This window comes from Mesorhizobium sp. P2_A12, assembly GCF_056405075.1.
This window is the reverse complement of sequence record NZ_JBFUCU010000005.1, coordinates 56,547-82,906: the sequence shown is the minus strand read 5'-3', so window position 1 is coordinate 82,906 and position 26,360 is coordinate 56,547. Positions and strand designations below refer to the sequence as shown.

Annotated in this window: 20 protein-coding genes; 7 read left to right on the top strand and 13 right to left on the bottom strand. The window is 63.0% G+C overall.

Annotation, left to right across the window (positions count from 1 at the left end; genetic code table 11):
* Positions 1 to 203: 203 nt before the first annotated feature.
* The 5 genes from AC1DZU_RS14225 (at position 204) to amrB (ending at position 8,361) form a co-directional block, all read left to right on the top strand.
* The gene (locus AC1DZU_RS14225; RefSeq protein WP_477285603.1) at positions 204 to 2,408 is read left to right on the top strand and encodes a caspase family protein; all 2,205 of its coding nucleotides are present in this window, start codon (positions 204 to 206) and stop codon (positions 2,406 to 2,408) included.
* Between the two features lie 145 nt (positions 2,409 to 2,553).
* Positions 2,554 to 2,901: a hypothetical protein gene (locus AC1DZU_RS14220; protein ID WP_477285601.1), complete on the top strand. Its 348-nt coding sequence runs from the start codon at positions 2,554 to 2,556 to the stop codon at positions 2,899 to 2,901.
* Positions 2,898 to 3,608: a DUF4760 domain-containing protein gene (locus AC1DZU_RS14215; protein ID WP_477285599.1), complete on the top strand. Its 711-nt coding sequence runs from the start codon at positions 2,898 to 2,900 to the stop codon at positions 3,606 to 3,608. Before AC1DZU_RS14220 ends, AC1DZU_RS14215 begins: the two co-directional genes overlap by 4 nt.
* A 2-nt stretch (positions 3,609 to 3,610) precedes the next feature.
* Positions 3,611 to 6,637, top strand: coding sequence for a caspase family protein (locus AC1DZU_RS14210; protein ID WP_477285597.1), 3,027 nt, complete (start codon positions 3,611 to 3,613; stop codon positions 6,635 to 6,637).
* Positions 6,638 to 6,672: 35 nt separating this feature from the next.
* Complete coding sequence (gene amrB, locus AC1DZU_RS14205; RefSeq protein WP_477285595.1) at positions 6,673 to 8,361, top strand: AmmeMemoRadiSam system protein B; 1,689 nt, start codon at positions 6,673 to 6,675, stop codon at positions 8,359 to 8,361.
* Between the two features lie 185 nt (positions 8,362 to 8,546).
* Here the strand turns inward: amrB and AC1DZU_RS14200 are convergent, their stop codons facing one another.
* Complete coding sequence (locus tag AC1DZU_RS14200; RefSeq protein ID WP_477285593.1) at positions 8,547 to 10,379, bottom strand: MORN repeat-containing protein; 1,833 nt, start codon at positions 10,377 to 10,379, stop codon at positions 8,547 to 8,549.
* A 153-nt stretch (positions 10,380 to 10,532) separates the two neighbouring features.
* The gene (locus tag AC1DZU_RS14195) at positions 10,533 to 11,627 is read right to left on the bottom strand and encodes a trypsin-like serine peptidase (RefSeq protein ID WP_477285591.1); all 1,095 of its coding nucleotides are present in this window, start codon (positions 11,625 to 11,627) and stop codon (positions 10,533 to 10,535) included.
* Between the two features lie 348 nt (positions 11,628 to 11,975).
* Between AC1DZU_RS14195 and AC1DZU_RS14190 the strand changes: the two genes are divergently transcribed.
* Positions 11,976 to 13,070, top strand: coding sequence for a S1 family serine peptidase (locus AC1DZU_RS14190; RefSeq protein WP_477285589.1), 1,095 nt, complete (start codon positions 11,976 to 11,978; stop codon positions 13,068 to 13,070).
* A 78-nt stretch (positions 13,071 to 13,148) separates the two neighbouring features.
* On the opposite strand, the gene mgrA is transcribed toward AC1DZU_RS14190, so the two are convergent.
* The 7 genes from mgrA to AC1DZU_RS14155 form a co-directional block, all read right to left on the bottom strand.
* The gene (gene mgrA / locus AC1DZU_RS14185; protein ID WP_477285587.1) at positions 13,149 to 14,195 is read right to left on the bottom strand and encodes an L-glyceraldehyde 3-phosphate reductase; all 1,047 of its coding nucleotides are present in this window, start codon (positions 14,193 to 14,195) and stop codon (positions 13,149 to 13,151) included.
* Between the two features lie 119 nt (positions 14,196 to 14,314).
* Complete coding sequence (locus AC1DZU_RS14180; protein WP_477285585.1) at positions 14,315 to 15,457, bottom strand: Gfo/Idh/MocA family protein; 1,143 nt, start codon at positions 15,455 to 15,457, stop codon at positions 14,315 to 14,317.
* Positions 15,458 to 15,468: 11 nt separating this feature from the next.
* A complete protein-coding gene (locus AC1DZU_RS14175; RefSeq protein WP_477285583.1) occupies positions 15,469 to 16,215 on the bottom strand; it encodes a sugar phosphate isomerase/epimerase family protein in 747 nt (248 codons plus the stop codon).
* Between the two features lie 53 nt (positions 16,216 to 16,268).
* The gene (locus AC1DZU_RS14170) at positions 16,269 to 17,366 is read right to left on the bottom strand and encodes an ABC transporter ATP-binding protein (protein ID WP_477286067.1); all 1,098 of its coding nucleotides are present in this window, start codon (positions 17,364 to 17,366) and stop codon (positions 16,269 to 16,271) included.
* Positions 17,367 to 17,371: 5 nt separating this feature from the next.
* Positions 17,372 to 18,301: a carbohydrate ABC transporter permease gene (locus AC1DZU_RS14165; RefSeq protein WP_477285581.1), complete on the bottom strand. Its 930-nt coding sequence runs from the start codon at positions 18,299 to 18,301 to the stop codon at positions 17,372 to 17,374.
* Complete coding sequence (locus tag AC1DZU_RS14160; RefSeq protein WP_477285579.1) at positions 18,298 to 19,185, bottom strand: carbohydrate ABC transporter permease; 888 nt, start codon at positions 19,183 to 19,185, stop codon at positions 18,298 to 18,300. The genes AC1DZU_RS14165 and AC1DZU_RS14160 overlap by 4 nt, the downstream gene beginning before the upstream one ends.
* A gap of 81 nt (positions 19,186 to 19,266) precedes the next feature.
* Complete coding sequence (locus AC1DZU_RS14155; protein WP_477285577.1) at positions 19,267 to 20,505, bottom strand: ABC transporter substrate-binding protein; 1,239 nt, start codon at positions 20,503 to 20,505, stop codon at positions 19,267 to 19,269.
* Positions 20,506 to 20,909: 404 nt separating this feature from the next.
* On the opposite strand from AC1DZU_RS14155, the gene AC1DZU_RS14150 reads away from it, so the two are divergent.
* The gene (locus AC1DZU_RS14150) at positions 20,910 to 21,962 is read left to right on the top strand and encodes a LacI family transcriptional regulator (protein WP_477285575.1); all 1,053 of its coding nucleotides are present in this window, start codon (positions 20,910 to 20,912) and stop codon (positions 21,960 to 21,962) included.
* A 6-nt stretch (positions 21,963 to 21,968) separates the two neighbouring features.
* Here the strand turns inward: AC1DZU_RS14150 and gndA are convergent, their stop codons facing one another.
* From gndA to AC1DZU_RS14130, 4 genes are all read right to left on the bottom strand, one after another.
* On the bottom strand, positions 21,969 to 23,396 hold the full coding sequence (gene gndA / locus AC1DZU_RS14145) for an NADP-dependent phosphogluconate dehydrogenase (RefSeq protein ID WP_477285573.1): 1,428 nt from the start codon (positions 23,394 to 23,396) through the stop codon (positions 21,969 to 21,971).
* A gap of 158 nt (positions 23,397 to 23,554) precedes the next feature.
* Positions 23,555 to 25,168, bottom strand: coding sequence for a copper resistance CopC/CopD family protein (locus tag AC1DZU_RS14140; protein ID WP_477286065.1), 1,614 nt, complete (start codon positions 25,166 to 25,168; stop codon positions 23,555 to 23,557).
* Between the two features lie 80 nt (positions 25,169 to 25,248).
* Entirely contained in the window at positions 25,249 to 25,767 is a 519-nt protein-coding gene (locus tag AC1DZU_RS14135; RefSeq protein WP_477285571.1) for a YcnI family copper-binding membrane protein, read from the bottom strand.
* Positions 25,768 to 25,806: 39 nt separating this feature from the next.
* Positions 25,807 to 26,346 (bottom strand): copper chaperone PCu(A)C, encoded by a 540-nt coding sequence (locus tag AC1DZU_RS14130; RefSeq protein ID WP_477285569.1) that lies wholly within the window; start codon positions 26,344 to 26,346, stop codon positions 25,807 to 25,809.
* Positions 26,347 to 26,360: the final 14 nt, after the last annotated feature.

Genomic DNA, 26,360 nt, shown 5'->3' with positions numbered 1-26,360 from the left:
TCCCTGTCCATCAGATAGCGACGAACAGGTATTTTTGCTACTGTTTCCAACATCTCTGCCCCGGAAGGCTGTCGAGAAGCCTATCGTCGACCGGGGCAGGGTAACAGGCGGATTGCTCTGCGATGCAACATTCAAAATACTGACAAGATCTTCGGCAAGGGTTCCCGCGCTTGGGAAATTCGATCGGGCTTGGGGAAGCAATCATGATCAAATTGACGCGGCGGACGCTGCTGGTCGGCACGTCCGCGCTGACGATGGCTGGCATGGTGTCGTTCAGGGCCATGGCTGCATCGCGCACTTACCATGCGCTGCTGGTCGCCTGCACCGAATATCCGAACCTGCCACAGAGGAACTGGCTGGTCGGACCGAAGAACGATGCCGGCCTCGTCCACGAGTACCTGTTGAAGAACGTGCCCGATCCGGTGCGGTTCGCGCCGGAGAATGTCACGTTGTTGGCCAAGGACGTCCCGGGCGCCAATGGTTTGCCGACCCATGCCGCTATCAAGGCCGCCCTGGCCGACCTCGCCGCCAAGGTGCAGCGCGACGATTTCGTCTATCTGCACCTGTCCGGCCACGGCGCACAGCAACCGGAGAGGGTCAAGGGCGACGAGACCGACGGGCTCGACGAGATTTTCCTGCCCGTCGACATCGACAAATGGATCAACCGTGATGCGGGCGTGCCGAATGCCCTGGTCGACGACGAGATCGGTGCCGCGCTTGACGCCATCCGCAACAAGGGCGCCTTCGTCTGGGTCGTGTTCGACTGCTGCCATTCCGGCACCGCGACCCGCGCCGTCGAAGTCGACGACGAAATGGAGCGCAAGGTCGAGTTCGCCGACCTGGTCGGCGGCAGCGAAGCCGAGCGGGCCGCGGCGATCAAGGCCTATGACGAGGTGACATCCGCGGCCGGCTCGCGCGGCGTCGACGACAGCGGCACGCGCAAGCCCGCCTTCAACCTGACCCCGACCGGCGGCGAACCGATCACCAAGGGCAAGCTGGTCGCCTTCTATGCCGCGCAGACGGTGGAGACGACGCCGGAAATGCCGCTGCCCAAGGGCACGACGGATGCACCCCGGTTCGGCCTGTTCACCTTCACCATCCTGTCGAAACTGGCCGAGAACCCGAACGTCACCTATCGCCAGCTCGGCCAGGCCGTGCTGCAGCAATATTCGGCCGACAGCCGCACGCGCCCGACACCGCTGTTCGAGGGCGAACTCGACGCCCGCGTGTTCGGCACCGACAAGATGGACGCGGTCATGCAATGGCCCGTCGTCATCAAGGACGGCGAAGCGACGATCGGCGCCGGCCTGCTGCATCGCCTCACCCCCGGCAGCAAGCTCGCCATCCTGCCGTCAGCGCTGTCGCCGCTTTCCGACACTGTCGGCTATCTCGAGGTGCAGTCAGCCAGGAACCTGGAGAGCCGGGTCAAGCCAGTCGAATTCGACAAAAAGCCGGCGCTGAAGCTCGCCGATATTCCCGCCAACGCCTATGCGCGGGTGGCCGAGATCGCCGTCGACTACAAGCTCGCCGTAGCGCGGCCGGCGGCGACCAAGGGACTGGAGAAGGAAACCGCCCTGGTCAATTCGGTTCTCGATGAACTGGCCACGGCCAAGGAAACCGGCTTCAATATCGAACTGGTCGACCCCGGCAAGAGCGCCGAGCTTCGCTTTGCAGTGATGCGAGAGAATGCCATTGCCGGCGCTGCCAAGGACGCGACCGACAAGCCGGCGCTGTGGTTCCTGCCGGCCTCGGGCGACGTGACCTTGAAGGACGGCGGCAAGCCGCCGCTGATCATCATTCACATGGATGACCGGAAAAAGCTGGTCGAGGCGACGACCAGAAATCTGCGCACCATCTTCCGTGCCACCGGGCTGTCGCGGCTGGCGGCGGCTTCCGACTACAAGCCGGAGGACGTCGACGTCCAGTTCCAGGTCAAACGCCGTGGCAAGGACGGCCTCGAGCCGTTGCAGGCTTCCGTCGTTCCCCGCGTCTCGCCGGGCGACGAAGTGCATGTGCTGGCAAGGAACGGCTCTGATCTGCTGGTCGACATCAACGTGCTCTATGTCGGCAGCGACTATTCGATCACCCACATCGTCGCCGAGCGCCTGGCGCCGCAAGCCACGCTCGAAGAGGGGCTGCTGGCCTTCACCGACACCAGCTTCGGCATGGAAAGGATGATCGCGGTTTTGACTGAGGCGCCGCCGGAGAGCGAGAAGGAGGATCTGAGCTTCCTGGCGCAGGACGGCGTTGCGTCCATGACGCGCGGGCTGGGCCCTGCCAGCTTCTCCGACATGCTGACCGATATCGGCATGGCGCCGGCAACCCGCTCAGTGATGCGGCTTGCCGACAAGAGCGGCCCGAAGGGCGCGGTCATGATCTTCCCGATGGAGACGGTGCCACGCGCCTGACCGAATGCCGGCACAGGGGCCGGGCCGGCTCTTGCGCGATCGGCGCGATATGAGAACATTCCCGGCCGGCGCAATGGCGCATGACGGCCGGATCAAGCGGATAGGATCGATTGTGAAGAATTCTATGTTTTCCTGGCGTGGAGCGGTGGCCGGCCTTGCCGGAAGCCTGTTGCTGATCGCCAATGTTTCGGCGGATGAGGCCTGCGGCCTGTGTGCCAAGCAGATCGTCACCAATTCGGAACTGGCGACCTGTTTTCTCGATCAGTACGATCAGATCGCCAAAAGCGGCAACGGCGCGGTCGTGGTCGACCTTAGTGGCTGCGCCTCGCGCGGCGTGGTCGAAGCGCTGCCGTCACCGAACAAGGGGGTGGCGGAGCCCGATGTGCAGTTCATGATTTCGCGCCTGCAGCTGCAATGCCTGAAAAAGAAGCTGGAGGCGCCCGGCATCGTACTGGATCCCTCCGCCGTCATCGAACTGGACAGCTGCCAATGAAAAAACCGGCGGCCAACACCAGGCAAACGGCAGCTGCCGCCGCCCCCGCAAAGGCGCCCGCCACGAAGCCGGCTTTGCCGGAAACCACCGAGGGTTTTCCGTGGCCGAGCAGCCACGAGATCAAGAAGGAAGCGAACCCGTTCACCGACCGCGACTGGCGCATGCTGATCTATGCCTGGTCGGGCCTGCTGGTGCGCCTGGCCATCATCTTCACCTTGATGTTCTCGATCTACCAGTTCCTCGCCAACCAGGAGCAGAAGCGCGTCGAGCAGACCATGTCGCTGGTTGAGCTCTGGGAAACCAAGGACTACCAGCAGGCGCAGCGCGCGCTAAAAGATCGTCTTGCGGCCCTCAACGCCAAATACGACAATCTGCTCAGCGCCAACCCCTCGCCGACCGAGGAGCAGGTGTTCCGGCAGCGGATCGGCATCGAGGCGATGACCGCCAGCGGTGGCGACATGCCACTCGCCGATTTCAGCGAGAATTTCGACCGCATCGTCTATTTCCTCAACCGCCTGTCGTTCTGCATCGACGGCGATCTGTGTTCGCGCAGAGTGACCGACGCTTATTTCCGCGACTATGCCGTCTCGTTCTGGAGTTATTTTGCCGGCTATGTCGACAAGCAGCGCAAGACTGGTTCACCCACTTTCGCCACGGCGATCGAGGCTTATGTGCGCAATGGGCAACCCGCGGCCGAAGTCAAATAGCGATGGGAGAAGCAGCTCGCCGCCTCATGCGTGCCTGCTGCTGGCTGGCCATGGCCGGTGCGCTTGCTGCCGCATCGGCTGCTCGCGCCGAAGAGGCGGCTGACTTCCACCTCGATCTCGACACTGGCGGTCACAGTGCGCAGGTCACCGATCTCGCATTCACGCCCGATGGCGATGACATCGTCTCGGCATCCAACGACAAGACCATCCGCATCTGGGACTGGCAGAGCGGGGTGACGCTGCGCACCATTCGCGGCTATCTCGGCAATGGCAGCGACGGCAAGATCTTCGCGGTGGCGGTCTCGCCGGATGGCAAGACGATCACGGCCGGCGGCTATTTCGGCGCCAGCCTCGGCGACAAGCCACCCTATGGCGACATCCGGCTGTTCGACTTCGCCACCGGCAAGATGAAGGCGGTGCTCAAGGCCGCCGATTACGCAACCTACGACCTCGCCTTCTCTCCCGACGGCAAAACCCTGGCTGCCGGTGGCGCCGACGGTGTCGTCTACCTCTGGCGGCTGGACGACAAATCCGCGACCGGCTGGACGCTGGACAAGAAGCTCGATGCCGATTCCTGGCACATCGACAAGCTCGCCTTCGCTGCCGCGGGGACTAGGCTGGCGGCGACCACCACCGACAACGGCATCCGGCTCTGGGACGTCGCGAAGGGCGAGGAGATCGCCTTGCCGGCCGAGGCCGAACCGTTGCGGGATATCAGTGTCATGGCATTGGCCGTGTCGCAGGATGGCAGCCTGTTTGCCACCGGCAGCAAGGACGGGCAGGTGCAGCTCTGGCACGCAGCCGACGGCACAATGGTGCGCGCCATGCCGAAGCAGGATTTCCTCATCGGCTCGCTGACCTTTGCCAAGGGGTCGCGGCTGGTCGCCTCCTGCGGCTATCGCTGCGCTGACAAGCATCGCTCCGTCGTCTGGAACACCGACACCGGCGAAAAGGTGCTCGACTATACCGGCCATGACGGCACGGTCTATGCCAGCACCGCCAATGCCGATGGCTCGCTGGTGGCAACCGCCGGCGGCACGCGCAACGCCATCCAGGTCTGGGATCCCGCAACCGGCGAGCGCAAGGCCCTGCTGCAGGGAGTGGGCGAACCGGTGACCGCGGTCGGCATCGACGTGGCGAACGACGTCATCGCCTGGAGCAACGCCAACCCCTGCCCCGAGCGCGTGTCCTGTCCAGAAGAACAAGGCGCACTCGACAACAGGCTGGTGCTGCCGACCACCGAGCGTTTCTTCGTCGACCCGCAGCCGCTGGTAGAGTCGGGCTCGTTTGCCCGCGCCGCGTTGACAGACGGCCAGTGGTCGCTGCGCGCCAAGGAAGGAGGCAAGGACGCGCTGGAGAACGCGGTGCTGGAAATCGCCAATGGCGGCAATGTGGTGCGCAGCATCAAGAACGATGCCACCAATGGCTTTGTCCATTCGGCCTTCACCCTGATCGACAATGGCCTTGGCCTGATCACCGGCGGCAATGACGGCACGCTGCTCGAATATCGGACGCCGACAGCGAGAGTGTCGGGCGAATTCACCGGCCACACCGGCGAAATCAACGCCATGGTAGCCTCGGAAAAATCCGGCCTGCTGGTCACCGGCAGCGCCGATCAGACGCTCAGGCTCTGGAATCTGAAGACGCACGAGCTGATCGTCTCGATGTTCTTCGCCGGCTCGCAATGGATCGCGTGGATGCCGCAGGGCTACTATTATTCTTCCGATGAGGGCGACAAGCTGATCGGCTGGCAGGTCAACCAGGGCCGCGACCATGAAGGCCGCTTCATCCGCGCCGGCCAATTGAAGAAATATCTTTGGAGCCCGGAGATGGTTCGCCGCGCGATCATCCTGCGCAGCGCCAAACAGGCGGTCAAAGAGATGCGGCCAGGCGTCGACAACGAACTGCAAAAGCTGCTGCAGCGCAAGCCGCCGGAATTCGACATCCGCCTCGCCGCCGACCAGAGCAAGGTGCGCGACGGTTATGTCGCCGTCGAGATCACCGGCGCCGGGCAAGCCGGGACCGATGTCGCCGGCTTCTCGATCCTGTCGAACAGCCGCAATGTCGGCGACGTCACCGCGCGATCGGTGGACGGCAACAAGACCATCGTCGAGATACCGGTCGAGAATGGCGAAAACACCATCCGCATCACCGGCACCAACGAATTCGGTTATCTGACTGAACGCAGCGTAACGGCGCTGGCAAGGAAGACCGAGAAGACCGAGGCCAAGGGCAAGCTCTATGTCGCGGTGATCGGCGTCGACAAATATCCGTTCCTGACCGACGCCTGTTCGGGCCACGCCTGCGACCTGCGCTACCCCGTCGATGATGCCACCGAATTCCTCAAGGTGATTGCGCAGAAATCGGCGCCACTGTTCTCATCGATGGAGACGCTGGTTCTGGTCAACCGTGAAGCGCTCGACGAGACCCCCGACAAGGCCAGGCAGACCTATTCGATCGCCAGCGCCGACGGCATCATGGAGCCCGACTCCGATACGATCGACGACCAGCTCGCTGATTTCCTCGACAGACCGGGCGAGCACGACACCACCATCATCTTCGTCGCCGGCCATGGCATCAACATCGACGAGGACTATTATTTCATCCCGACCGACGGCCGCAAACAGGATGCCGAGCGCTGGAAGCGCTCCTCGCTTGTTGACTGGTCGGACATCCAGAAATCGGTCGAGCGGGCCAAGGGCATGCGCTTCATGCTGCTCGACACCTGCCATGCCGCCAACGCTTTCAACCCGCGCCTGGAAAAGGACGCGCAGGATGCGCGCATCGTCGTGTTTTCGGCCACCGCCGCCAACAACACCGCCGCCGAACTGCCCGAACTTGGCCACGGCGTCTTCACCTATTCGATCCTCGAAGGCCTGCGCGGCAAGGCCAGGACGTCGGACGGCGGCGTCACGCTGTTCGGCCTTGCGGACTACATTTCACGCGAGGTGGTGCGGCTGACATCATCGAAGCAGAAGCCGTTCTACTATGTCGGCGGCGTGGAGAACATCGTGCTCGCCGAGCCATGAGGGGACCGCGTCTGCGCCAAGACGAGTGCCGACTTATGGCCAAGTGGTTGGCTGTATTCGTCGCAATGCTGTCGTCCCTCCTGCCCCTTCACGCCGTTGCCGCGCCCATAATTTGCCCGCCCAGCGGCGAAAACTTCCCCCCCTTCTACGACGACGCCACACAGTTCAAGGATGCCATCGCAAAGGTTGCCGATATCGAGCCATCAAACCAGCGGCTGACCGGCATCACCGTCCCGCATCATCTTCTGGCCGCAGATCTGGTTGCGCTGGGTTTCCGGGCGGCGTCCGGCTTCCGCTACAAGCGCATCGTCATCCTGTCGCCGGACCATTTCCACAAGACTCACAAACTGTACGCCACCACGCTGCACGGCTTCGATACCGTGCTTGGCCCGGTCGCCGCGGACGTACAAGCGGTGCGCCAGCTCGAAACGCAGGGCGACATGGTCGAGGAGTCCTGCCTGTTCGACAAGGAACATGGCGTGCGCGCCATGCTGCCGTTCCTGCACCATTACTTCCCGGAGGCGAAAATCGTGCCCGTCGCGATGTCGGTCAAGGCGCGGCGCGGCGACTGGGACAGGCTGGCCGAGGCTCTGAAGCCGATCGTCGATCGGGACACGCTGATCGTCGAATCCACTGACTTCTCGCACTATCTGCCCCAGCACGAGGCACGGCGCTTCGACCAGCAGACGCTGAACATGCTGGCCGCCGGATCGCTCGACGGCATCGCGGCGCTTCGCCAGCCCGATCATGCAGATTCCGTCGGGGCGCTCTACATCCAGACCCGGCTGCAGCGCGAACTGTTCGGCGCCCAGCCACTGGTGGTCGCCAACGAGAATTCGCAGGAACACACGCCGGACTATGTCGAGCGGACCACCAGCTATATCGTGGCGCTGTTCGGCGCCTTCGCCCCCGGCTTCAACAACCCGGCACGGCCGAAGGACAGGATCTACTATCTCGCCGGCGACGTGAATTTCGGCCGCGCCATGAAGAAGATATTGGTCCGCGACGGCGTTGCCGACCGGATCGTTGACAGCGTTTTGGCCCTCACCGGTTCACGGCCGCTGATCGTCAACCTCGAAGGCGTCATCTTGCCCAACGTGCCGGAAGCGATCGACGACATGACGCTGGCGATGCCGCAAGACCTGGCTGTCGACATGCTGAAGCGGCTGCATATCGCCGGTGTCGGGCTCGCCAACAATCACGCCTATGATCTCGGCCCATCAGGCTATGCCGAGACGCTGCGCGCGCTGGACGAGGCCGGCATCCGGCATTTCGGCCAGGGTGAAACGCTGGCGCTTGCAGATCTCGACCTTGTCGGCCTGACCGACATCGACACCAACGGCTCGAAGAACACCGATCTGCTGACGCTTGCCCTGCTCGACCGGCTGCTGCACCAGAACGCCGAGCGGCCGGTGGTCGCCTTCGTTCACTGGGGCCGCGAGTACAAGACCGAACCGTCGGCGCGCGAAGACATGCTTGCCGATCAGATGCGGCTGCGTGGGATCTCGGCCATCGTCGGCGGCCATCCACATGTGTCGAGCGAGGCGATCGTTCCGCTTGACGGCGGCGATGTGGCGGAGGTCTATTCGCTCGGCAATTTCCTCTTCGACCAGAGCGCCGAGCGGTCGTCGGGATCGATGCTGGAACTGCGCGTCTTTGCCCAGGGCACGATCTTCACGAGGCTTTTGCCACTGCCCAACTATTTCGAGATGGGCCGCGAATAGGTGCGCCAGGGTGTGTTGAGATTCCGGTCAGGCCGAGCCGGAGTCGAAGACGGGCGCGAAGCGACCAAACAAGGTAGGTTCCGAGAACCGGAGCGGAGCGTACTTAAAGTACGTGAGCACGGGAAGCGCAGGAAGCGCAGGAAGCTGCCGTTTGCACGCCGGCATCACCTGAATATCAACGCACCCTAACCGCAGCCGACCATGTCGCGTGGCAGATAACAGGCCGCCGGCTCGGTCTTGGTCTCGAACAGCGACTGCTTCGGCCGGAAATAGAAGAAGGTCACCGGCTTGCTCTCGCGCACGCTGCCATCGGCAAAATGCGCGGCGATGCTGAAGCTATGGATCGACGACATCGACGACCACATCTTCAGCCGCGCCGTGTAGGCGCTGATCTTCTTGTTGCCGCGCACCGGCATGGCGATGGTGTAGTCATGCTTGCCGATCGGGAATTCGATGTTCTGGTAGCGCATCGCTTCCGGCGTGCCACCGCCGCCATCCCCACATTCGGCCATCGCTTCCGGGGTCTCGAAAACCGCCATGGTGATAGAGGTGCGGAACGGCTCGCTCTGCTGGTAGACATGACCTTCGTCATCCGACCAGGAATAGTCGAGCTTGCCGATCGCATTCAGCGTCATCGCCTGTTGCATAGTGCCAAGATAGTCGGCGACCTCGCCGAACTTGATCTTGTTGGTGAGCTGGCTGCGGCAGACATTGAGACTGTCCACAGAAGGACAGGGAAACCGCCCCGTCTCCAGGCTGGCCGTGTCGACGCCGGCCTCTGCGAGCACGCTCTTGATCGACACGTCGACGCCCTCGCCGAAACTGCCGACGTCCTTGCTGAACATGCGGCTGGGATCACCGGTCGGATTGCCTTCGTCGTCGACCGTGGTGAACTGGATCGACATCTTCATGTCCTTGGGCTCGCCCCAGCCATTGTTGATGATCGAGAAATCCGGGCGGAAGCCGACGCAGCCGAAATGCTCCGAGATCGACAGCATCGGCTTGCGATAGGCATCGCTGGCGGCGACCTTCATTTCCAGACTGTCGAGCTTGACCCTGGACTGGTCCGATGTCTTCAGGTCAACCTCGGCAAAGGCCGGCGCGTCTTCCCAGTTCATACCTTCATAGACATTGCTGGTGGTGACCTGGCCGGTGCCGTTCCAGCCGTCATTGTACTGGTCCGACAACGGATAGATCGCGATATCCGCGTCGCGCACCAGATGCTGGTACTGCATATCGGATTGCTGAGTCATGCGCTGGTCGACCGCGACGCCGATCTCAACCTTGTCGGCATCGCCGCCGCTGGTCTGCGCCTTGAGTAGCCCGCCGACCCTGGCATCGGCCAGCACATCGGGGCGCGTTCCGCCGACCTCCTTGCCCATCGCCCATTGCGACTCGTAGATGGTGCCTCCGGCAAGTCGCGTGCGGCCCTTGCCGTTCTTCAACCCGTCGATAAATGAGCCGGCAAAAATCTCCCCGGTCCTCGATAGCAGCCGCCCCTCGCCATTCGGGATGCCGGCGACGAACTGGCCTTCATATCGGTTGCCGTCGGCGTCGACATGAATGCCCTTGCCGTTGAGTTGCCCGGCAAGCCAATGCCCGTCGAAAACCTCGCCCGAGCGCAGCTCAAGCCGGCCTTGCCCGTCGGGCCGGCCATTGCGGACGTCACCGAAATAGCTGGAATAGATGGTTTTGGGATCATAGCTCGCCGAGCCGCGCACCCGCCACACCAGCCTGCCCTTGCCGTTGATGGTGCCGTCCTCGGTGATCGTTCGGTCGGGTGACTGGCCGGCCGCCGGCTCCCAGACGAAGTCGAGATTTTTCTCCGGATGGAAATCCCAAACCCGGACCATCCTGCGCAGCACCGAGCGCGTGTCTGCCTGGTAGAGGATCTGCACCCGTTCCGCCCAGGCGCCACCGGCAGGACCGGTCGCCGGATCGGCGAAGGCCGGTGATAGCATCAGCGCGGCCAGCATCGATGCGGCCGCGATCCCGAACACTGCTCTTGCCCGCGCCATCCCTTGAGCCCCTTTGGATGCCAACCCCTTGGCCCCCTTGAGCGTAGTCGGCGAGCCGGCCTCGTGCAAGAGAAGCCGCATGGAAGCACCGGGATGAAAAAAGGCGGCGGGATTGCCCCGCCGCCCTTTGTCTTCACAGTGACTGCGCAGCGATTATTTATACAGGCTGTTGATCCACTGGATGTTGGCCGCGTTCAAGCGCACGGCAGTGTTCGCGTCGGGGCTTTCCGCCACGTTGACACCGGTGATGATGCGCTGCTTGGAGCTGTTGTCGTAGGCATAGACCGAGCTGCCGCTCGACCCCGGGAACGTATCGCAGTCATATTGGAAGTATTCCGGAGCGATGTTTTCGGCATGCACTTCGCAGTTCGCCTTCCACATCGTGCCCATCGGCTTGTCGCCAGGATAGCCGACGAGGTTGGCGGTGAAGTCGCCGAGATCGTCATAGTTGGCGTAGCCCAGCCAGCCGAGGTTGGTGCCGACATCCTGCTTCAGCGTGATGATGCCGAGATCCCACGGAATGACCGAACCATAATAGCCCTGGTAGTTGTCGATGAAGCCCTGCAGCACGTAAGCGCTTTCATAGGTGAAGGCACCGAACGGTGCGTCGTCTGCTGTGCTGCCGTTGAGGCCCGGCACGAACAGATATTCGGAGAGCCAGTCCTTGTCCTCGTGGCTGTAGAGGCAGTGCGCCGCGGTGAGCACGGTGCGCGGGCCGATCAGCGTTGCCGAGCAGCTGCCATAGTTGCCCGTCTTCGGCGATTTGGCTTCGAGATAGCCGATTGCCGAGAACGGATAGGTCTTGGTGTTCTTGACCTGCTCACGGTCGTCGGTGCCGAAAACCTGGCGGCCGGCTTCGCCTTCGCCAAGGTCAGGATCTTCGGTCTTGCGCTGCGCCCCGTCCTTTCCGTTGGCCGGCGCGTTCAGTTCCTTGATGATAAGATCCCGCAACGCTTCGCTCGGCTCGATCTTGATCTCCTTGCCATCCGCGGAACGTCCGACGATGCCATAGGATTTGACAGCCGTTGCCTCGTCAGCAAGCGGCGCGGCGCGGCTGTCTTCGTCAGTCAGCTTCGGCGACGCGATTGGTTTTGCCCGCCCGGGCTTGTAGTCGCCTGAAGTTACGTCCCGCATGCTTTCGCCATTTCCAGCACTGGCGGAGCCAGGATCGGCGGCGAAAACAGGGACCGTCCACATTGCAGTGGAAAGCAATGCGGACGCAATGATAGCGTTTGTCAGTTTTGTCATGGTGAGACTCTCCCAAAAGTCAGCAAGGACTTGATCAAAATACAGAAATATTGTCGAGATCGTGGTGAAGCCGAAAAATGAGTTTGGTTACCGGCGCCTGAACCTGATCATCACCCCACGCGGTCTGTCGAAGGCCCCCGCCAAAGACACCCGCGCCGGTATACTGCCTAAATTAATACAACATTGGAATGACAAATCGCTTCCACGTAGCCCGTGGGGGGCTATAGGGTTTTGAACGGGTTCCGCACGGGAACGCGATCCGCGAAGCGACGCCGGTTTGCTGGCGACTGTTTCGCTGATCATGCGCCGGAGTGGCTCGTTCGGGAACGTGTCTCAGGAGGATTTCAGGTGCACATCATCCATCGGTTCAGGCCGATCGTCGCCGCGTCGGCGCTCGCCATCGCCTCGGCTCTTGCCACCGTCAGCGCCAGCCAGGCGGATGACACCGCCAGGCCCGAAGCGGCGGTCTCGCCGATGAAACGCGTCGCGGATGCCAAGGCCAAGGCTGCAGCGGAAAATCCCGAGGGCGCCGATCGCGTCTATGGCGGCAACCAGGCCGAAAAGGGCGCCTATCCGTTTCAGGTCGCGCTGCTCACCAGCGATAGGCTGGACGAGAACCCGGCCTCGCAGGCCAATGCACAATTCTGCGGCGGCAGCCTGATCGCGCCGCAATGGGTTCTGACGGCGGCCCACTGCCTCAACGACAAGGGCCAGCCGATTTCTCCCGACGCCGTCACCGTGCTGACCGGCGCCACCGATCTCAGCGAGGGCAAGCGCCACAAGGTGTTGGAGGTCATCGTCAACGAGGGTTACAGCGAGCAGACGCTCGACAACGACCTCGGCCTGCTGCGGCTTGCAGAGCCGGCCGATGCGCCGACCATCAAGGTTACCCATGACGCCACACCCGATGCCGGCAAGACCACCGTCACCGGCTGGGGCAAGATGCAGGATGGCACCTTTCCAACCACACTGATGGTTGCCGACCTCGACCTGCAGCCGAACCAGGCCTGCAACAGCGGCATCAAGGCGATCTATGCGCATGATCTGAAGGCCGCGCTTGGCGATCTCTCCCACCGTATGCGTTATTCGGAGAAAGGCATCGACGCGGCCGCCAATGCGATTGCCGCCGACATGACCGACCCGCTGACCAGCAACATGATTTGCGCCGGCACCACCAGCGGCGTGCGCGATGCCTGCAACGGCGACAGCGGCGGCCCGCTGTTCATGACCAGCGCCGACGGTCCGGTCCAGGTCGGCGTCGTCAGCTGGGGCGAAGGCCCGGCGGACGGGAGTGCGGCCTGCGGCCACAAGGATGCCTACGGCATCTACACACGGCTGGCCAACTACACCGGCTGGATCGAGGCGAAAATGAAAACTCCGGCGCCGGCGCCGGCCAAACCCAAGGCGGGACTAGGCACCGCCCAAAAACCAGCCACGCCCTGAAGCAGGAGCACTTCGCTTGACCTGAAAAACGGCAGCAGAGGTTCCAAGCGTTTTATTTTGCCGGCTTACCGAGCGAGCTTACTTTCTCGGCGGACCTTTGCGCTCGGCCGAAGCCGCCCACAGGTTGATGTCGGACTCGCGCGCATAGCTATCGATCTCCGCGAGTTCGGCATCGCTGAAGTCGAGCACCTTGAGCGCGCCAACGCAGTCCTCGACCTGCTCCGGCCGGCTCGCGCCGATCAGCGCAGAGGTCACCTTGCCCTTGCGCAGCACCCAGGCGAGCGCCATCTGCGCCAGTGTCTGCCCGCGCTTGCCGGCGATGGCGTCGAGCGCCTTGATGTTGGCGATGGACTTGTCGTTGATGAAGGCTGTCTTCAGCGACTTGCCCTGGGAGGCACGGCTGCCTTCGGGGATGCCGCCGAGATATTTGTCGGTCAGCATGCCTTGCGCCAGCGGCGAGAACACGATGGAGCCGACGCCGAGCCCTTCGAGCGTATCGAGCAAGCCGTCTTCCTCCACCCAGCGGTTCAGCATCGAATAGCTCGGTTGGTGGATGATGCAAGGCGTACCAAGCTGCTTCAGTATGTCGGCAGCCTCGCGCGTGCGCTGCGAATTGTAGGACGAGATGCCGGCATAGAGCGCCCTGCCCGAGCGCACGGCATGGTCAAGCGCGCCCATCGTTTCTTCCAGCGGCGTATCGGGATCGAAGCGATGCGAATAGAAGATATCGACATAGTCGAGCCCCATCCGCTTCAGGCTCTGGTCGAGGCTGGCCAGCATGTATTTGCGCCCTCCCCATTCGCCGTAAGGCCCAGCCCACATCTCGTAACCAGCCTTGGTCGAGATGATCAGCTCGTCGCGGTAACCAGCGAAGTCGGTGCGCAGGATTTCGCCGAAAGCGGTCTCGGCCGAGCCAGGTGGCGGACCGTAATTGTTGGCGAGGTCGAAATGGGTGATGCCAAGGTCGAAAGCCCGGCGCACGATCGCCTGCTTGGTCTTGTGCGGTGTGTCATTGCCGAAATTGTGCCACAGCCCCAGCGATATCGCCGGCAGCTTCAGACCGGAGCGACCACAGCGGTTGTAGATCATGGTCTCGTAGCGGTTTTCGGCGGGGATGTAGGGCATGGGAAAATCCTCAAATGGAAGCGAGCCGTCGGCTGCCATCGCGACAATGCGGCGAGTCGGCTCTGCCCCCCACCCTTACCCCCTCCCGGCCGGAACGGGGAGAGGGTTGGGTGCCTGGTCTACTTCTTCTTCGCCAACAGCGCCTTGGCCTCCTTGACGCCAAGTGCGGCCGGCTGTTCGCAGCTGGTCTGCATGGCGACGAACTTGCCGGTTTCGCCTGAGCGCAACAGCCCAGTCATCACGTCGACGGCATGCAGCGCCAGTTCCATCGAGCAGCGGTGCGGCCTGCCTTCGGCGATCGCCACCGCCATGTCGGCGAGGCCGGCCGTGCGGTAGTTGGCCATCATGCCTTGCGAATGCATCTCGTTGGGAACACCGAACGGATGCTTCCATTTCGGCAGCTTCTTGACCGGCTTGCTGTCTTCGGTGAAGCGCACGTCGCCGCCGAAGAAATTCGGATCCGGCACGAACACCGTGCCCGCCTCGCCATAGAGTTCCATCGGCGCGTGCCCATGCGCCCAGACGTCCCAGCTGGTATTCAGCGTCACCACGGCGCCGTTCTCGAACTCCAGCAGGCCGTGGATGGTCGTCGGCGTGTTGACCGGGATCTTTTCGCCCGCGCGCGGCTTCGAGCTGATGGTGCGTTCCTTGGCTGGCGTCGACGCGAAGGCCGCCACCTGCTTCACCGGTCCGATAAGCTGGATCAGATTGGTGATGTAGTACGGCCCGATGTCGAGCACCGGTCCCGCGCCGGGCTGGAAGAAGAAGTCCGGATTGGGGTGCCAGTGCTCCATGCCGTGGCCCATGACGTGGCAGGTGCCGCTGGTGATCTTGCCGAGCTTGCCGGTGTCGATCAGGTCGCGGACCAGCTGATGCGCTCCGCCTAGGAACGTGTCGGGCGCCGAACCGATGCGCAGGCCTTTCGCCTCGGCGCGTTTCTTCAGGTCGAGCCCTTCCTTGACCGACAGCACGAAGGGCTTTTCCGAGTAGACGTGCTTGCCCGCGTCGAGCACTTGCTTCGACACCTCGAAATGCACCGCCGGGATGGTCAGGTTGACGATGATGTCGATGTCGTCGGCCTTGAGCAGGTCGTCCACGGTTTCGGCGCGCAGCTTGAACTCCTTTGCCCGCGCCTTCGCCGCTTCCATGTTGATGTCGGCGCAGGCTCGCATCTCGATGCCGCGAAACAGCGGCGCCAGCGAAAAATACGCCTTCGAAATGTTGCCGCAGCCGATGACGCCGATGCCAAGTTTCTTTGCCATGCTGATTGCTCCTAGTAGGTCTTGACGGCTGCGATCGAGCGGCGGGCGAAGCGCTCGATGTCGTTCGGGTTGTCCTGTTCCATGACGTAGTATTGGGCCGCACTCTTGGCGCGCAGCACCTTGATCAGGCCGGCCCAGTCGATCGTGCCATGGCCGACATCCGACCAGCCGTCCTCGTCCAGTCCCTCGCCGGGCTTGGCCATGTCCTTGACGTGGACGGCGCTGATGCGCTTGCCATGCTTCTCGATCCACGCCAGCGGATCGTCGCCGCCGCGCACCACCCAGGCGACGTCCATTTCCCAGCCGATGTCTGGCGCTGCCGCGAGGATGAGTTCCTGCGGCACCGAGCCGTCGGCAAGTTTCTTGAACTCGAAATCATGGTTGTGCCAGGCAAAGCCGTAGCCGGCCTTTTTCGCGGCGTCGCCAACCTTTGCCAGACGCTCGCCGAAACCGCGCCAGCCGGCGGCATCGGATGGGCGTTGGTCGGGCATCAGAAAAGGACAGATGAGCAGCGTGATGCCGAGTGTGTCGGCAATTTTGCGCACGCCGTCGAAATCATTCCCGAGCGCGTCGATCGAGAAATGCCCGGTCGGCATGGCGAGCCCGTTCTTGTCGAGTTCGGCGCGAAACGCCTTGGGATCATCATAGACGCCACCGAAGCCTTCGACCTGGGTGTAGCCGAGCTTGCCGAGCGTCTCGAGGACGCCTTCCCAGGGCTGGAAATTGCGGGCGCTGTAAAGTTGGAATGACCAGTTCATCGTCTCTGTCCGTTCTGCTTGTGGATTGTCGTTGGGAGAGTGGTTCTCGAAAGCTAGATGCGGTTGCCGGTTGCGCTATCGAAGAGCGAAGCGCGCATCGGATCGAAGCCGACCGTCACCGCCTCATCGTTTTTGGGCGTGCGTTCCGAGGTGACCCGAACGCTGAAATTCTGCTGGGCAAGCTTCAGCCAGACCAGCGTGTCGGAGCCCATGGGTTCGACCACCTCGACATTGGCGACTGTCGAGAACGGCCAGTCCGTGCCACTGTTCAGGCTCACATGCTCGGGCCTGATACCGAGTACGGCCGGGCCGGGTGCTGGATGCCCGGCAAAGTCATAAGTGCCGAGCGGAATCTTGAGAGCGTCGGCCACGAACCGCCAACCGCCGTCCGCGTTTTCGAGTTGCCCATCGATGAAATTCATCGCGGGTGAGCCGAGGAATCCGGCGACGAAGCGGTTGACCGGGCGGTTGTAGATAGTCTGCGGCGCATCGAGCTGCTGAATGATGCCACCCTTCATCACTGCAATGCGGTCGGCCAGCGTCATCGCCTCGATCTGGTCGTGGGTGACATAGATCATGGTGTTCTGCAGCTTGCGATGCAGCAGCTTGATCTCGACGCGCAGCTCGGCACGCAGCTTGGCGTCGAGGTTGGAGAGTGGCTCGTCGAACAGGAACACGTCGACATCGCGAACCAGCGCCCGTCCGATCGCCACGCGCTGTCGCTGGCCGCCGGAGAGCGCCGCCGGTTTACGCTGCAGCAGCGGCTCGATCTGCAGGATTTCGGCCGCCCGCGCGATCCGCTTGCCGATCTCGTCCTTTGGCGTGCCGGCGACCCGCAACCCGAAGGACAGGTTCTTCTCCACCGTCATTTGCGGGTAGAGCGCATAGGACTGGAATACCATGCCGATGCCGCGGTCCTTGGGCTCTTCCCAGGTGACGTTCTTGCCCTTTATGAAGATGCGGCCTTCGGAGACGTCGAGCAGGCCGGCAATGCAGTTGAGCAAGGTCGACTTGCCACAGCCGGAGGGGCCGAGCAGCACGATGAACTCGCCCTCGGCGACATCGAGATTGAGCGTCTGCAACACCGAGACCGCACCGAAATTGAGCGACAGGTTCTGGATCGAAACGCTGGTGCCGTTGGCTGCCGTCATCGCCATCACCCTTTCACCGCGCCGGCGGCGATACCGCGGACGAAAAGCTTGCCGGAAATGAAATAGACGATAAGCGGCACAAGCCCGGTCAGGATGGTGGCGGCCATGTTGACGTTGTACTCCTTCACGCCTTGCACCGAGTTGACGATGTTGTTGAGCTGCACCGTCATCGGATAGGTGTCGGGGCGGGTGTAGACGACGCCGAACAGGAAGTCGTTCCAGATGCCGGTCACCTGCAGGATGACGGCGACGACGAAGATCGGCAGCGACATCGGCAGCATGATGCGCAGGAAGATGCCCCAGAAGCCGGCCCCGTCGACGCGCGCCGCCCGGAACAGTTCTTCCGGCATCGAGGAAAAATAGTTGCGGAACAGAAGCGTCAGGATCGGCATGCCGAAAATGGAATGGACGATCACCAGCCCGCTGAGGCTGCCATAGAGGCCGATCTCGCGCAGGATGATGACGATCGGGTAGATCATCACCTGGTAGGGAATGAAGGCGCCGACGATCAGGATGACGAAAAAAGTGTCGGCGCCCTTGAAGCGCCAATTGGCCAGCGCGTAACCGTTGACCGAGGCGATGGCTATCGACAGCAGCACCGACGGCACGGTGATGCGCACCGAATTCCAGAAGCCGCGCGAAAGCCCGTCGCAGTTGAGGCCGGTGCAGGCCGACGACCACGCCTTGACCCACGGCTCGAAAGTGATCTCAAGCGGCGGCGAGAAGATGTTGCCGAGCCGGATCTCCGGCATGCCCTTGAGCGAAGTGACGACCATCACGTAGAGCGGCAAGAGGTAGTAGGCCGCCACGACAAAGAGTGTGCCGTAGAGGAAGATGTTGCGGCGCGAGAGCATACGGCGCGGTTTAGGGCCGTGGGGTCCGGCGATGTCCTGGCTGGAGGCGGCGATTGGAGCGGTGGTGTTTGCCATGCTCATTTGCGCCGCCCGAATTCGAGATAGGCCCATGGTACGATGACGATCACCACCGAGAGCAGCATCATGGTCGAAGCGGCAAAACCCTGGCCGAGGTTCTGGGCGAAGAACATGTAGTCGTACACGTACTTGGCCGGCACCTCGGAGGCGATGCCCGGGCCGCCGCTGGTCTGGGCCACGACGAGGTCATAGACCTTGACGATGCCGGAGGCGATGATGACGAGCGTGGTGATGAAGACCGGCCGCATCATCGGGATGACGATGAACAGGTAGGTTTTCCACATCGGTATCCCATCCACCCGCGCGGCCTTCCAGATGTCCTCGTCGATGCCACGCAGGCCGGCCAGCATAAGGCACATGATGAGCCCGGTGCCTTGCCACAATGCCGCGATCGATATGCCGTAGATGACGATGCTGGAATTGTAGAGCGGGTCGAAGCTGAAGCTCTCCCAACCCAGCGCTCGCACCACATGCTGGATGCCGAAATCCGGATTGAGCAGCCACTGCCAGACAAGGCCGGTGACGATGAAAGAGAGCGCAAAGGGATAGAGGAAGATGGTCCGGAACGTGTCCTCGAAGCGTATCTTCTGGTCGAGCAGCGCGGCAAGGAGGAAGCCGATGACCAACGAGAACACCAGCGAGATCGCGCCGTAGATCAAAAGGTTCTCGATCGAGATCAGCCAGCGCGGCGTCACCCACAACCGGTAATACTGGTCGAGCCCGACGAAATTCAGCCGCGGTAAGAGCTTCGAATTGGTAAAGGAATAGAGCACCGTCCAAAGGGTGCCGCCGACGAAAACCACCCCAGCGGTGAGGATCATCGGGATCGAGGCGACCTTCGCATTGAGGTTGCGGAACAGCGGGTTGGGGCGTTCGCTCTTGCTCATCTCGTCAGCCGGCTGGGTAAGGGCGGTGTGGTCCCGGCCCTGCGTTCGCAAGGCCGGGAGCGAGGTGGGTTGCCTCCAACGTCAGTCTGCCGAAGCGATGAGGTCGGCGAAGCGCTTCTGCGCCTCTTCCACGGTCAATTCCGGCTTGGCGAAGAATTCGGCGAAAAGATCTTCCTTCTGCTTCTGGGTGTCCTGCGAGAGCAGCTGGTCCGTCCACGGTATGACGGCGCCCTTGGCGAGGATGGCGAGGCCCTTCTTCATGCAGTCGTTCGCCGCATTGAGATCGACGTCGCCGCGCACCGGCAGCGAGCCTTTCTTGAGGTTGAAGGCGACTTGCGTCTTGGGATCGAGCAGCGTCTCGGCCAACACCTCCTGCGCCTTGGACTTGTCGGCATCCTTGAGCAGCGGGAAGTAGAAGGCGTCGCCGCCGGTAGCGATGACTTCGTTCAGCCCAAGGCCCGGCAGGCAGGTATAGTCCTTGCCGGCGGTCTTGCCGGCAACTTGGAACTCGCCTTGCGCCCAGTCACCCATGATCTGGCCGCCGGCCTTGCCGGTAATGACCATGTTGGTGGCCTGGTTCCAGTCCTGCACATTGGTGTTCTTTGCCATCTTGCGGGCATCGTCCGCGGCCTTGAAGACCTTGGCGACCTCGGGACCGGCGGCGAATTTGGCATCCTTGTCCTTGTAGACCTTGAGGAATGCATCCGAGCCGCCCACCGCGGCAAGCAGCACGTCGAAGGCGCCGGAGGACTGCCAGGCCTGCCCGCCTACGGCGAGCGGGACGATGCCTGCCTTCTCCAGCGCCGGCGCGGCTGCCACGAATTCATTCCAGTCCTTGGGCACCGGCACGCCGGCCTTCTCGAAGGCTTCGTTCGACAGCCACAGCCACTGCCAGGAATGGATGTTGACGGGTACGCAATAGATCTTGCCGTCGATGGTGCAGCTGTCGAGCAGGCTCTTCGGCCGCACGACTTCCGTCCACTTGCCCTTGGTGGCAACATCGGTGAGGTCGCGCATCAGGCCGGCCTGCACCAGCTCTTCCGCCTGTCGGCCGTGGTTGAACTGGGTGGCGCCCATCGGATCGCCGCCGGTGATGCGGCTGATCATGATCGGCCGCGCCGTGCCGCCGGAACCGGCGATGGCGCCATCCACCCAGTGATTGCCGGTGGCGTCGAATGCCTTGGCGAGTTCCGCCACGGCCGCGGCCTCGCCACCTGAAGTCCACCAATGGGTGACTTCCAGGTCCGTCGCGGCGGCCGGACCGGCAAATTGCAGAGTAGCCGTCGCTGCCAGCGCAGCGGTCAAAAGTCTGTATCGCATTTCGGTTCCTCCCAGAATCTGAAACGTTACAGATTTTGGATACGGGAATTGCGCGGACTGCGCAACCCCCATGAACGAACCGAGCAGGACATTTTTTCGAGCCGCGAACAAATTCATATGAGCGCTCGCTTTCATATGCACCGCAACATGGATCGCTGCGCCGCAAAACATCAAAATTGGCGCGAAAGTCGGAAAAAGACGATGGCGAAGGCGATTTCTTCTGCAATCCCAATGGGTTTCGCAAGAGAGCCGTCCGCCTCGCCGTTAGCGGCCGCATCTCGACATTGGCAATCTGTAACGTTTCAGTATACTGACGCTTGCCGGGGCTGGAACGCACACTGTATCGCAATAGCGGCGATTGCCGACCCGGCCCGCGACTGCTATGCGCCTGACGGGCGGGACGAATGGACAGACGGCGTACAGAAAAGAACGCAGAGGCGTTGGCGCAGGGGCGGCCGACGTTGAAGACGCTTGCCTTCATGACCGGGCTCGGCGTCACCACCGTGTCGCGGGCCTTGAAGGACGCCCCGGAAATCGGCGCCGAAACAAGGCGCCGTGTCCAGCTCGTCGCCAAGCAGATCGGCTACCGGCCGAACCGCGCCGGCGTGCGCCTGCGCACCGGCAGGACCAATGTCATCAGCCTCGTGCTGAACACCGAACGCGAGATCATGAGCTTCGTCTCGGACATCATCTACGGCGTTTCGGAGGTCATTGCCGACACACCTTACCACCTGATCGTCACGCCCTATTCGCGCTCGCAGGATCCGCTCGACCCCATACGCTACCTGGTCGAGACGGGCTCCGCCGACGGCGTCATCATCTCACGCACGCAGCCGAATGATCCACGGGCCCGCTACATGCTGGAGCACGGCATTCCCTTTGCCACGCATGGCCGCACCGATATGGGGCTGGTCCACCCCTATCATGATTTCGACAACTACGCTTTTGCGGTGGAAGCCGTGCGTCGTCTGGCCGGCATCGGCCGCCGCCGGCTCGCTTTGTTGTCGCCGCCCGTCGGGCTGACCTACCACAGTCACACCGTCAACGGCTTTGCCGATGCGCTGAGCGAGGTTGGCGCCAGCGAAATCCCCTTCAACACCGTTTCTATCGACCATACGATCGAGCAGATCAGAATGCGGACCGCGCAAGTGATGCGCCGCGAAGACCGGCCGGACGGCTTCGTCAGCAGCGCCGCCGCCGCGACACTGGCCATCGTCGCCGGCATCGAGGATGCCGGCCTCAAGCTTGGCCGTGACGTCGATGTCGTCTCCAAGCAATCGTCGGACCTGCTGCATCTGTTCCGCAGCGAATTGCTGGTCGTCAACGAGAACTTCCGGCTGGCGGGCTCCGAACTCGCCCGCTCCGTGCTCGGCTGGATCGGCGGCGCCGCGCCCGGCACGCTGCAGAGCCTGAGCGTGCCGGGCGAGGTGCTGGCCTATCGGCGTTCGGTGGATTAGCTATTTTCAGCCAGCTGCACCACTGCCCCACGGCCCGTGGAATGCACCCGGTCCGTCGATACGCTCGAAGCCATGCGCGCCAAAGAAGTCGCGCTGCGCCTGGATCAGGTTCGAGGTGCCGCGGCCCTGGCGGTAACTGTCGAAATAGGCAAGTGCGGAAGACAGCGCCGGCACCGGCGAGCCTGCCTCCGATGCCCTTGCCACGATACGCCGCAGCGACGGATGCGCTTCCTGCATCAGGGCGATAAAGGCCGGCGCCATCAGAAGATTGGTCGATGCGCCGCCGGAACCGAACGCCTCGGCCATGGTGTCGAGCATCTGCGAGCGGATGATGCAGCCGGCGCGCCAGATCCTGGCAATGGTCGGCATCGGCAGGTTCCAGTTGAACTCCTTGGAGGCGCCGCTCATCACCGCAAAGCCTTGCGCGTAGGCCGCGATCTTGCCGGCGAAAAGCGCCAGTTCGAGATCTCCAAGCAATGCGTCCCTGTCGCCGGAAATCTTCGTCACGCCGATATTGCCATAGGCTTTTTCCGCCGCCTGCCGCTCGTCCTTGATCGACGACAGCACGCGCGCCGCCACGGCCGCCTCGATCGCGGTCGCCGGAATGCCGAGCTGCTGCGCCTCGATGACCGACCATTTGCCGGTGCCCTTCTGGCCGGCGCGGTCAAGGATGATGTCGACCACCGGCTTGCCGGTCTTCGGGTCGTCTGCGGCCAGCACCTTGGCGGTGATCTCGATCAGGTAGGAATTGAGCCTGCCCTTGTTCCAGTTGGAAAACACCGTGCCGATATCCTTCGGCCCCATGCCGAGGCCGTCGCGCAGGATGCCGTAGATTTCTGCGATCATCTGCATGTCGGCATATTCGATGCCGTTATGGGTGGTCTTGACGAAATGGCCGGCGCCGTCGGTGCCGAGCCAGGCCGCGCAGGGCTCGTCGTTGAATTTGGCGGAGATCGCTGTCAGCACGTTCTCGACGCGTTTCCAGGAATCCTCGGTGCCGCCGACCATGATCGACGGCCCGTGGCGCGCGCCCTCCTCGCCGCCGGACACGCCCATGCCGATGAAAGTCAGCCCCGAGCCCGAAAGCTCGGAGAAGCGCCGCATCGTGTCGCGGAAATTGGCGTTGCCGGCATCGATGACGATGTCGTTGGCCGACAGCACGCCACGCAAGGCTTCGATCTGTTCGTCGACCGGCTTGCCGGCCAGCACCATGATGATGATCGGGCGTGGCGGCCGGATCGCGGCGGCGAGTTCCTCCAGGCTGTAGCAAGGCACCACCATGTCCCTCAGCGCGCCGGCATTCTCGACGAAAGCGTCGGTGCGTGCCCTGGTGCGGTTGAAGACAGCGATGCGGTGCCCGTGCTCGGCGATGTTGAGCGCCAGGTTGGAGCCCATCGTGCCAAGGCCGATCAGGCCGATTTCGGCTTTTTCCATCGTTTCTTCCCTGCTTTCGGATCTTGTTGGTTCGAGCTCGCGGTTTGCCGGGATGCCCATTCTTCGGCGAGATGATTGACGGGCCTTTCGGGCCGCGTCAACCGCCTCGCCGAATTGTGTTGCATCGGCCGAGTTCGGGGCACTTGGCGGTCCAGCTATTACGGTCTGATATCGACGGGCGCTTCGATCTTCACCATCTCGAAGTCCGAGACCAGAATGTCGATGCGCGCCGTCCAGCGTCCCGGGACCGGGATCACGAGATCGTCGACACGCCAGCTGCCATCGCCGGGCTTGGTCGCGGCACGTTTGAGCGGCTCGATGCCTGAAACGGGCTTCGACAACACCAGCGTCACCTCCTTGGCGTCGAGCGGTCCGAAGTCGCCGGTCATGATGATCATCGAGGCGACGACCGGTCCGGCATGGCCGGGCGTGATGCTGAGATCGGCCATCGCTTGCAGCGTATGGATATGGACCGAGACCGGTTGCGCCGCGGCGATCGCCAGCGCCCGTGGTGGGGGCGTGAAGCGCCAGCCCGCGGCGACACCGAAGATCGCCAGCACGATCAGCATTTCGGCGCAGATCGAGCGGGCGAGCCTGTGCTGCACTTCCGTCGCTCCGGCCTCGGCCGATGCGGTGAGTTTCCAGCGGTTGACGGCGGCAAGCGTGAACAGAAAGACCAGCAGCCCGAGCTTGATCAGCAGCAGCTTGCCATAGGCGGTGTTTACCAACGCCGCCGGCGTCTGCACCTGGATGACGGCAAGCACGATGCCGGCAGCGACAAGCACGACCACCACCGGCACGATCATGCGTGAGAACCGCCGCAGGAGTGGCGCGACCTCCGCGGACTGACCTTTCAGCGCCAGACCGAGCGGCACCAATGCGCCGGCCCAGAAAGCGATGCCGACGCCGTGCAGGAACACCATCGGTCGCGTCAGCCATTGCGGTTCGGCGGCGCTGGCATGGCCGCTGGCGGCCAGCGCAATACCTACACCGGCAAGTCCAGCCAGCGCGACTGGCTTGGCGGCCACGCGCGGCCCGGCCAGCGACAGCAGGCCGAGCCCCAGGGCGATCAGCGCTGCCAGCACCGTCCAGCCGAAGCTGGTATCGAGCCCGGTCCGCCATATGACCGGCCGCGCTAGATGGGAGAGCGGCGCCCCGAGCGCATCAAGCCCCTGCAAGCCGAGCGACGCCGGGGCCGCGACCAGCCCGCAAAGGATTGCCCCGATAACGAAGCGCCGGCCGGACGGCCCGCGTTGGGCCAGCCAGGCAAGGGCGAAAGCGCCGCCGACGCCAAGGAAAAGGCCGACGTAGAGCAGAACCTTGCCGAGCCAGATTGCCGATCGCTGCGGCCAGTCGACGGCCTCGGACACGACCGGCGGCTCTGTTGGCGCGCCGATGGAAAACAGCAGCGAACCGCCTACCGGATGACCATCTGCGGAGATGACGCGCCAACTCAGCACATGCGTGCCGGACTTGAGGTCCTGCGGATTGTCGATTTCGACCGTCTGGTCGCTGAGGCGGAAGGCGGTCAATGGAACCGGCGTGCCGTCGGGCCTCACCAGCGTCAGCACCAGCGGCGAGACCGGCTCGCTGAAGGTCAGCGAGAACTGTGTCGGCCCCTGTGCCAGCACCGCGCCGTCGGCCGGGTCGGTCTTAATCAGCGCGGCATGAGCTAAGGCCGGACTTGTCGAGGCCATGACGATGAGCAGCAGCAGCATCGCCAGAAAGCCCCCGGCAACCCGGCTGACGAGCTTGCTGGCCATGTGAACCATCCGAAGTGAGGATATCGCGATCATGCCATTGCCATGAAATGGTGGCGCGTTCCGCGAACGAAGCGCGCCGCCGAAAGACATCATCTCTTCGGCAACAGCTTGATGCCGGGCGCCGGATTTTCCAGGGCGTCTTCATCCTGCCCTGCTGCCGGGATCTCGATCCAGCGATCAGCGGCGCCGTCGCATTCCTGCACCACCGGGAAGTAGAGCTTCTGGCCCACGGGGAGATCGGCCGTCAGCGTCGCGCGGAAAACGAACTCGTCATAAAATTCATCCGGCAGGCTGCCGCCGCTCCAGTCGACTTCCTTGACCCCATCGGTCACCGCCTGACCGTAGAGCTGGTAGGATTTGTCGTAATTGCCCTTCTTGACCTGCAGCGTCCAGCCCGGCGTCGGCATCGGTTTCACCGCGATCACCCCTTCCGGGATTTGCACGCGAAGGGCGATCGTCGCCTTGCCGTCGCAACCATGCGGCACGCGCAGGACAGCCTTGTAGGTCGAGCCGACAGCCGCTTCCTGGGTTTCGAGCGTGATGTGCGCGAAGGCAGCACTTGTCCCGAGCAGAAAAAGCGCACCGGCCGACAAAAGGTACTTGTTCATGATGGTTCCTCTAGAATCTTGATCAATACGATGGCCGGTTCAGTCATTGTCTTCTTGAGGCGCAGGGCTGCCCATGGCCTGCACTGCGAATTCGACCGTCACCGTCCCGGCCTTTTCGAAGGTCAGGGTGGCGGCGAACATCTCGCCTTGCTTGGGTGGCTGCTTCAAATCCATGAACATCACATGATAGCTGCCGGGTCCCAAAACGACCTTGCCGCCAGCCGGAATCTCCAGGCCGCCAGCAACCGGCCGCATGGTCATGACGCCGTCTTTGACGCCCATCTCATGCAGCTCGGCCTTTCCCGAGATGTCGGTGGAAATCGACAGCAGCCGATCCGGCGTGCTGCCTTTGTTGGTAATGGTGAAGTAGCCGCCGGCCACCTTGGCGCCGGCCGGCGTGGCACGTGACCAGGGGTGCCCGATCTCGAGATCGCCGATCTTGAATCCATGTGCGAAGCCGGTCTGGGCGCCGGCGAACAACAGCGCAAAAGCCAGTACGGCGATGCCGAGACCCGCCTCGAAGCTGCGTCGAATGCTGCCGGGCTTGGGACGCGCGGCAGTGCGGAAAAAATGGGACATGGTTGCTCCATGAA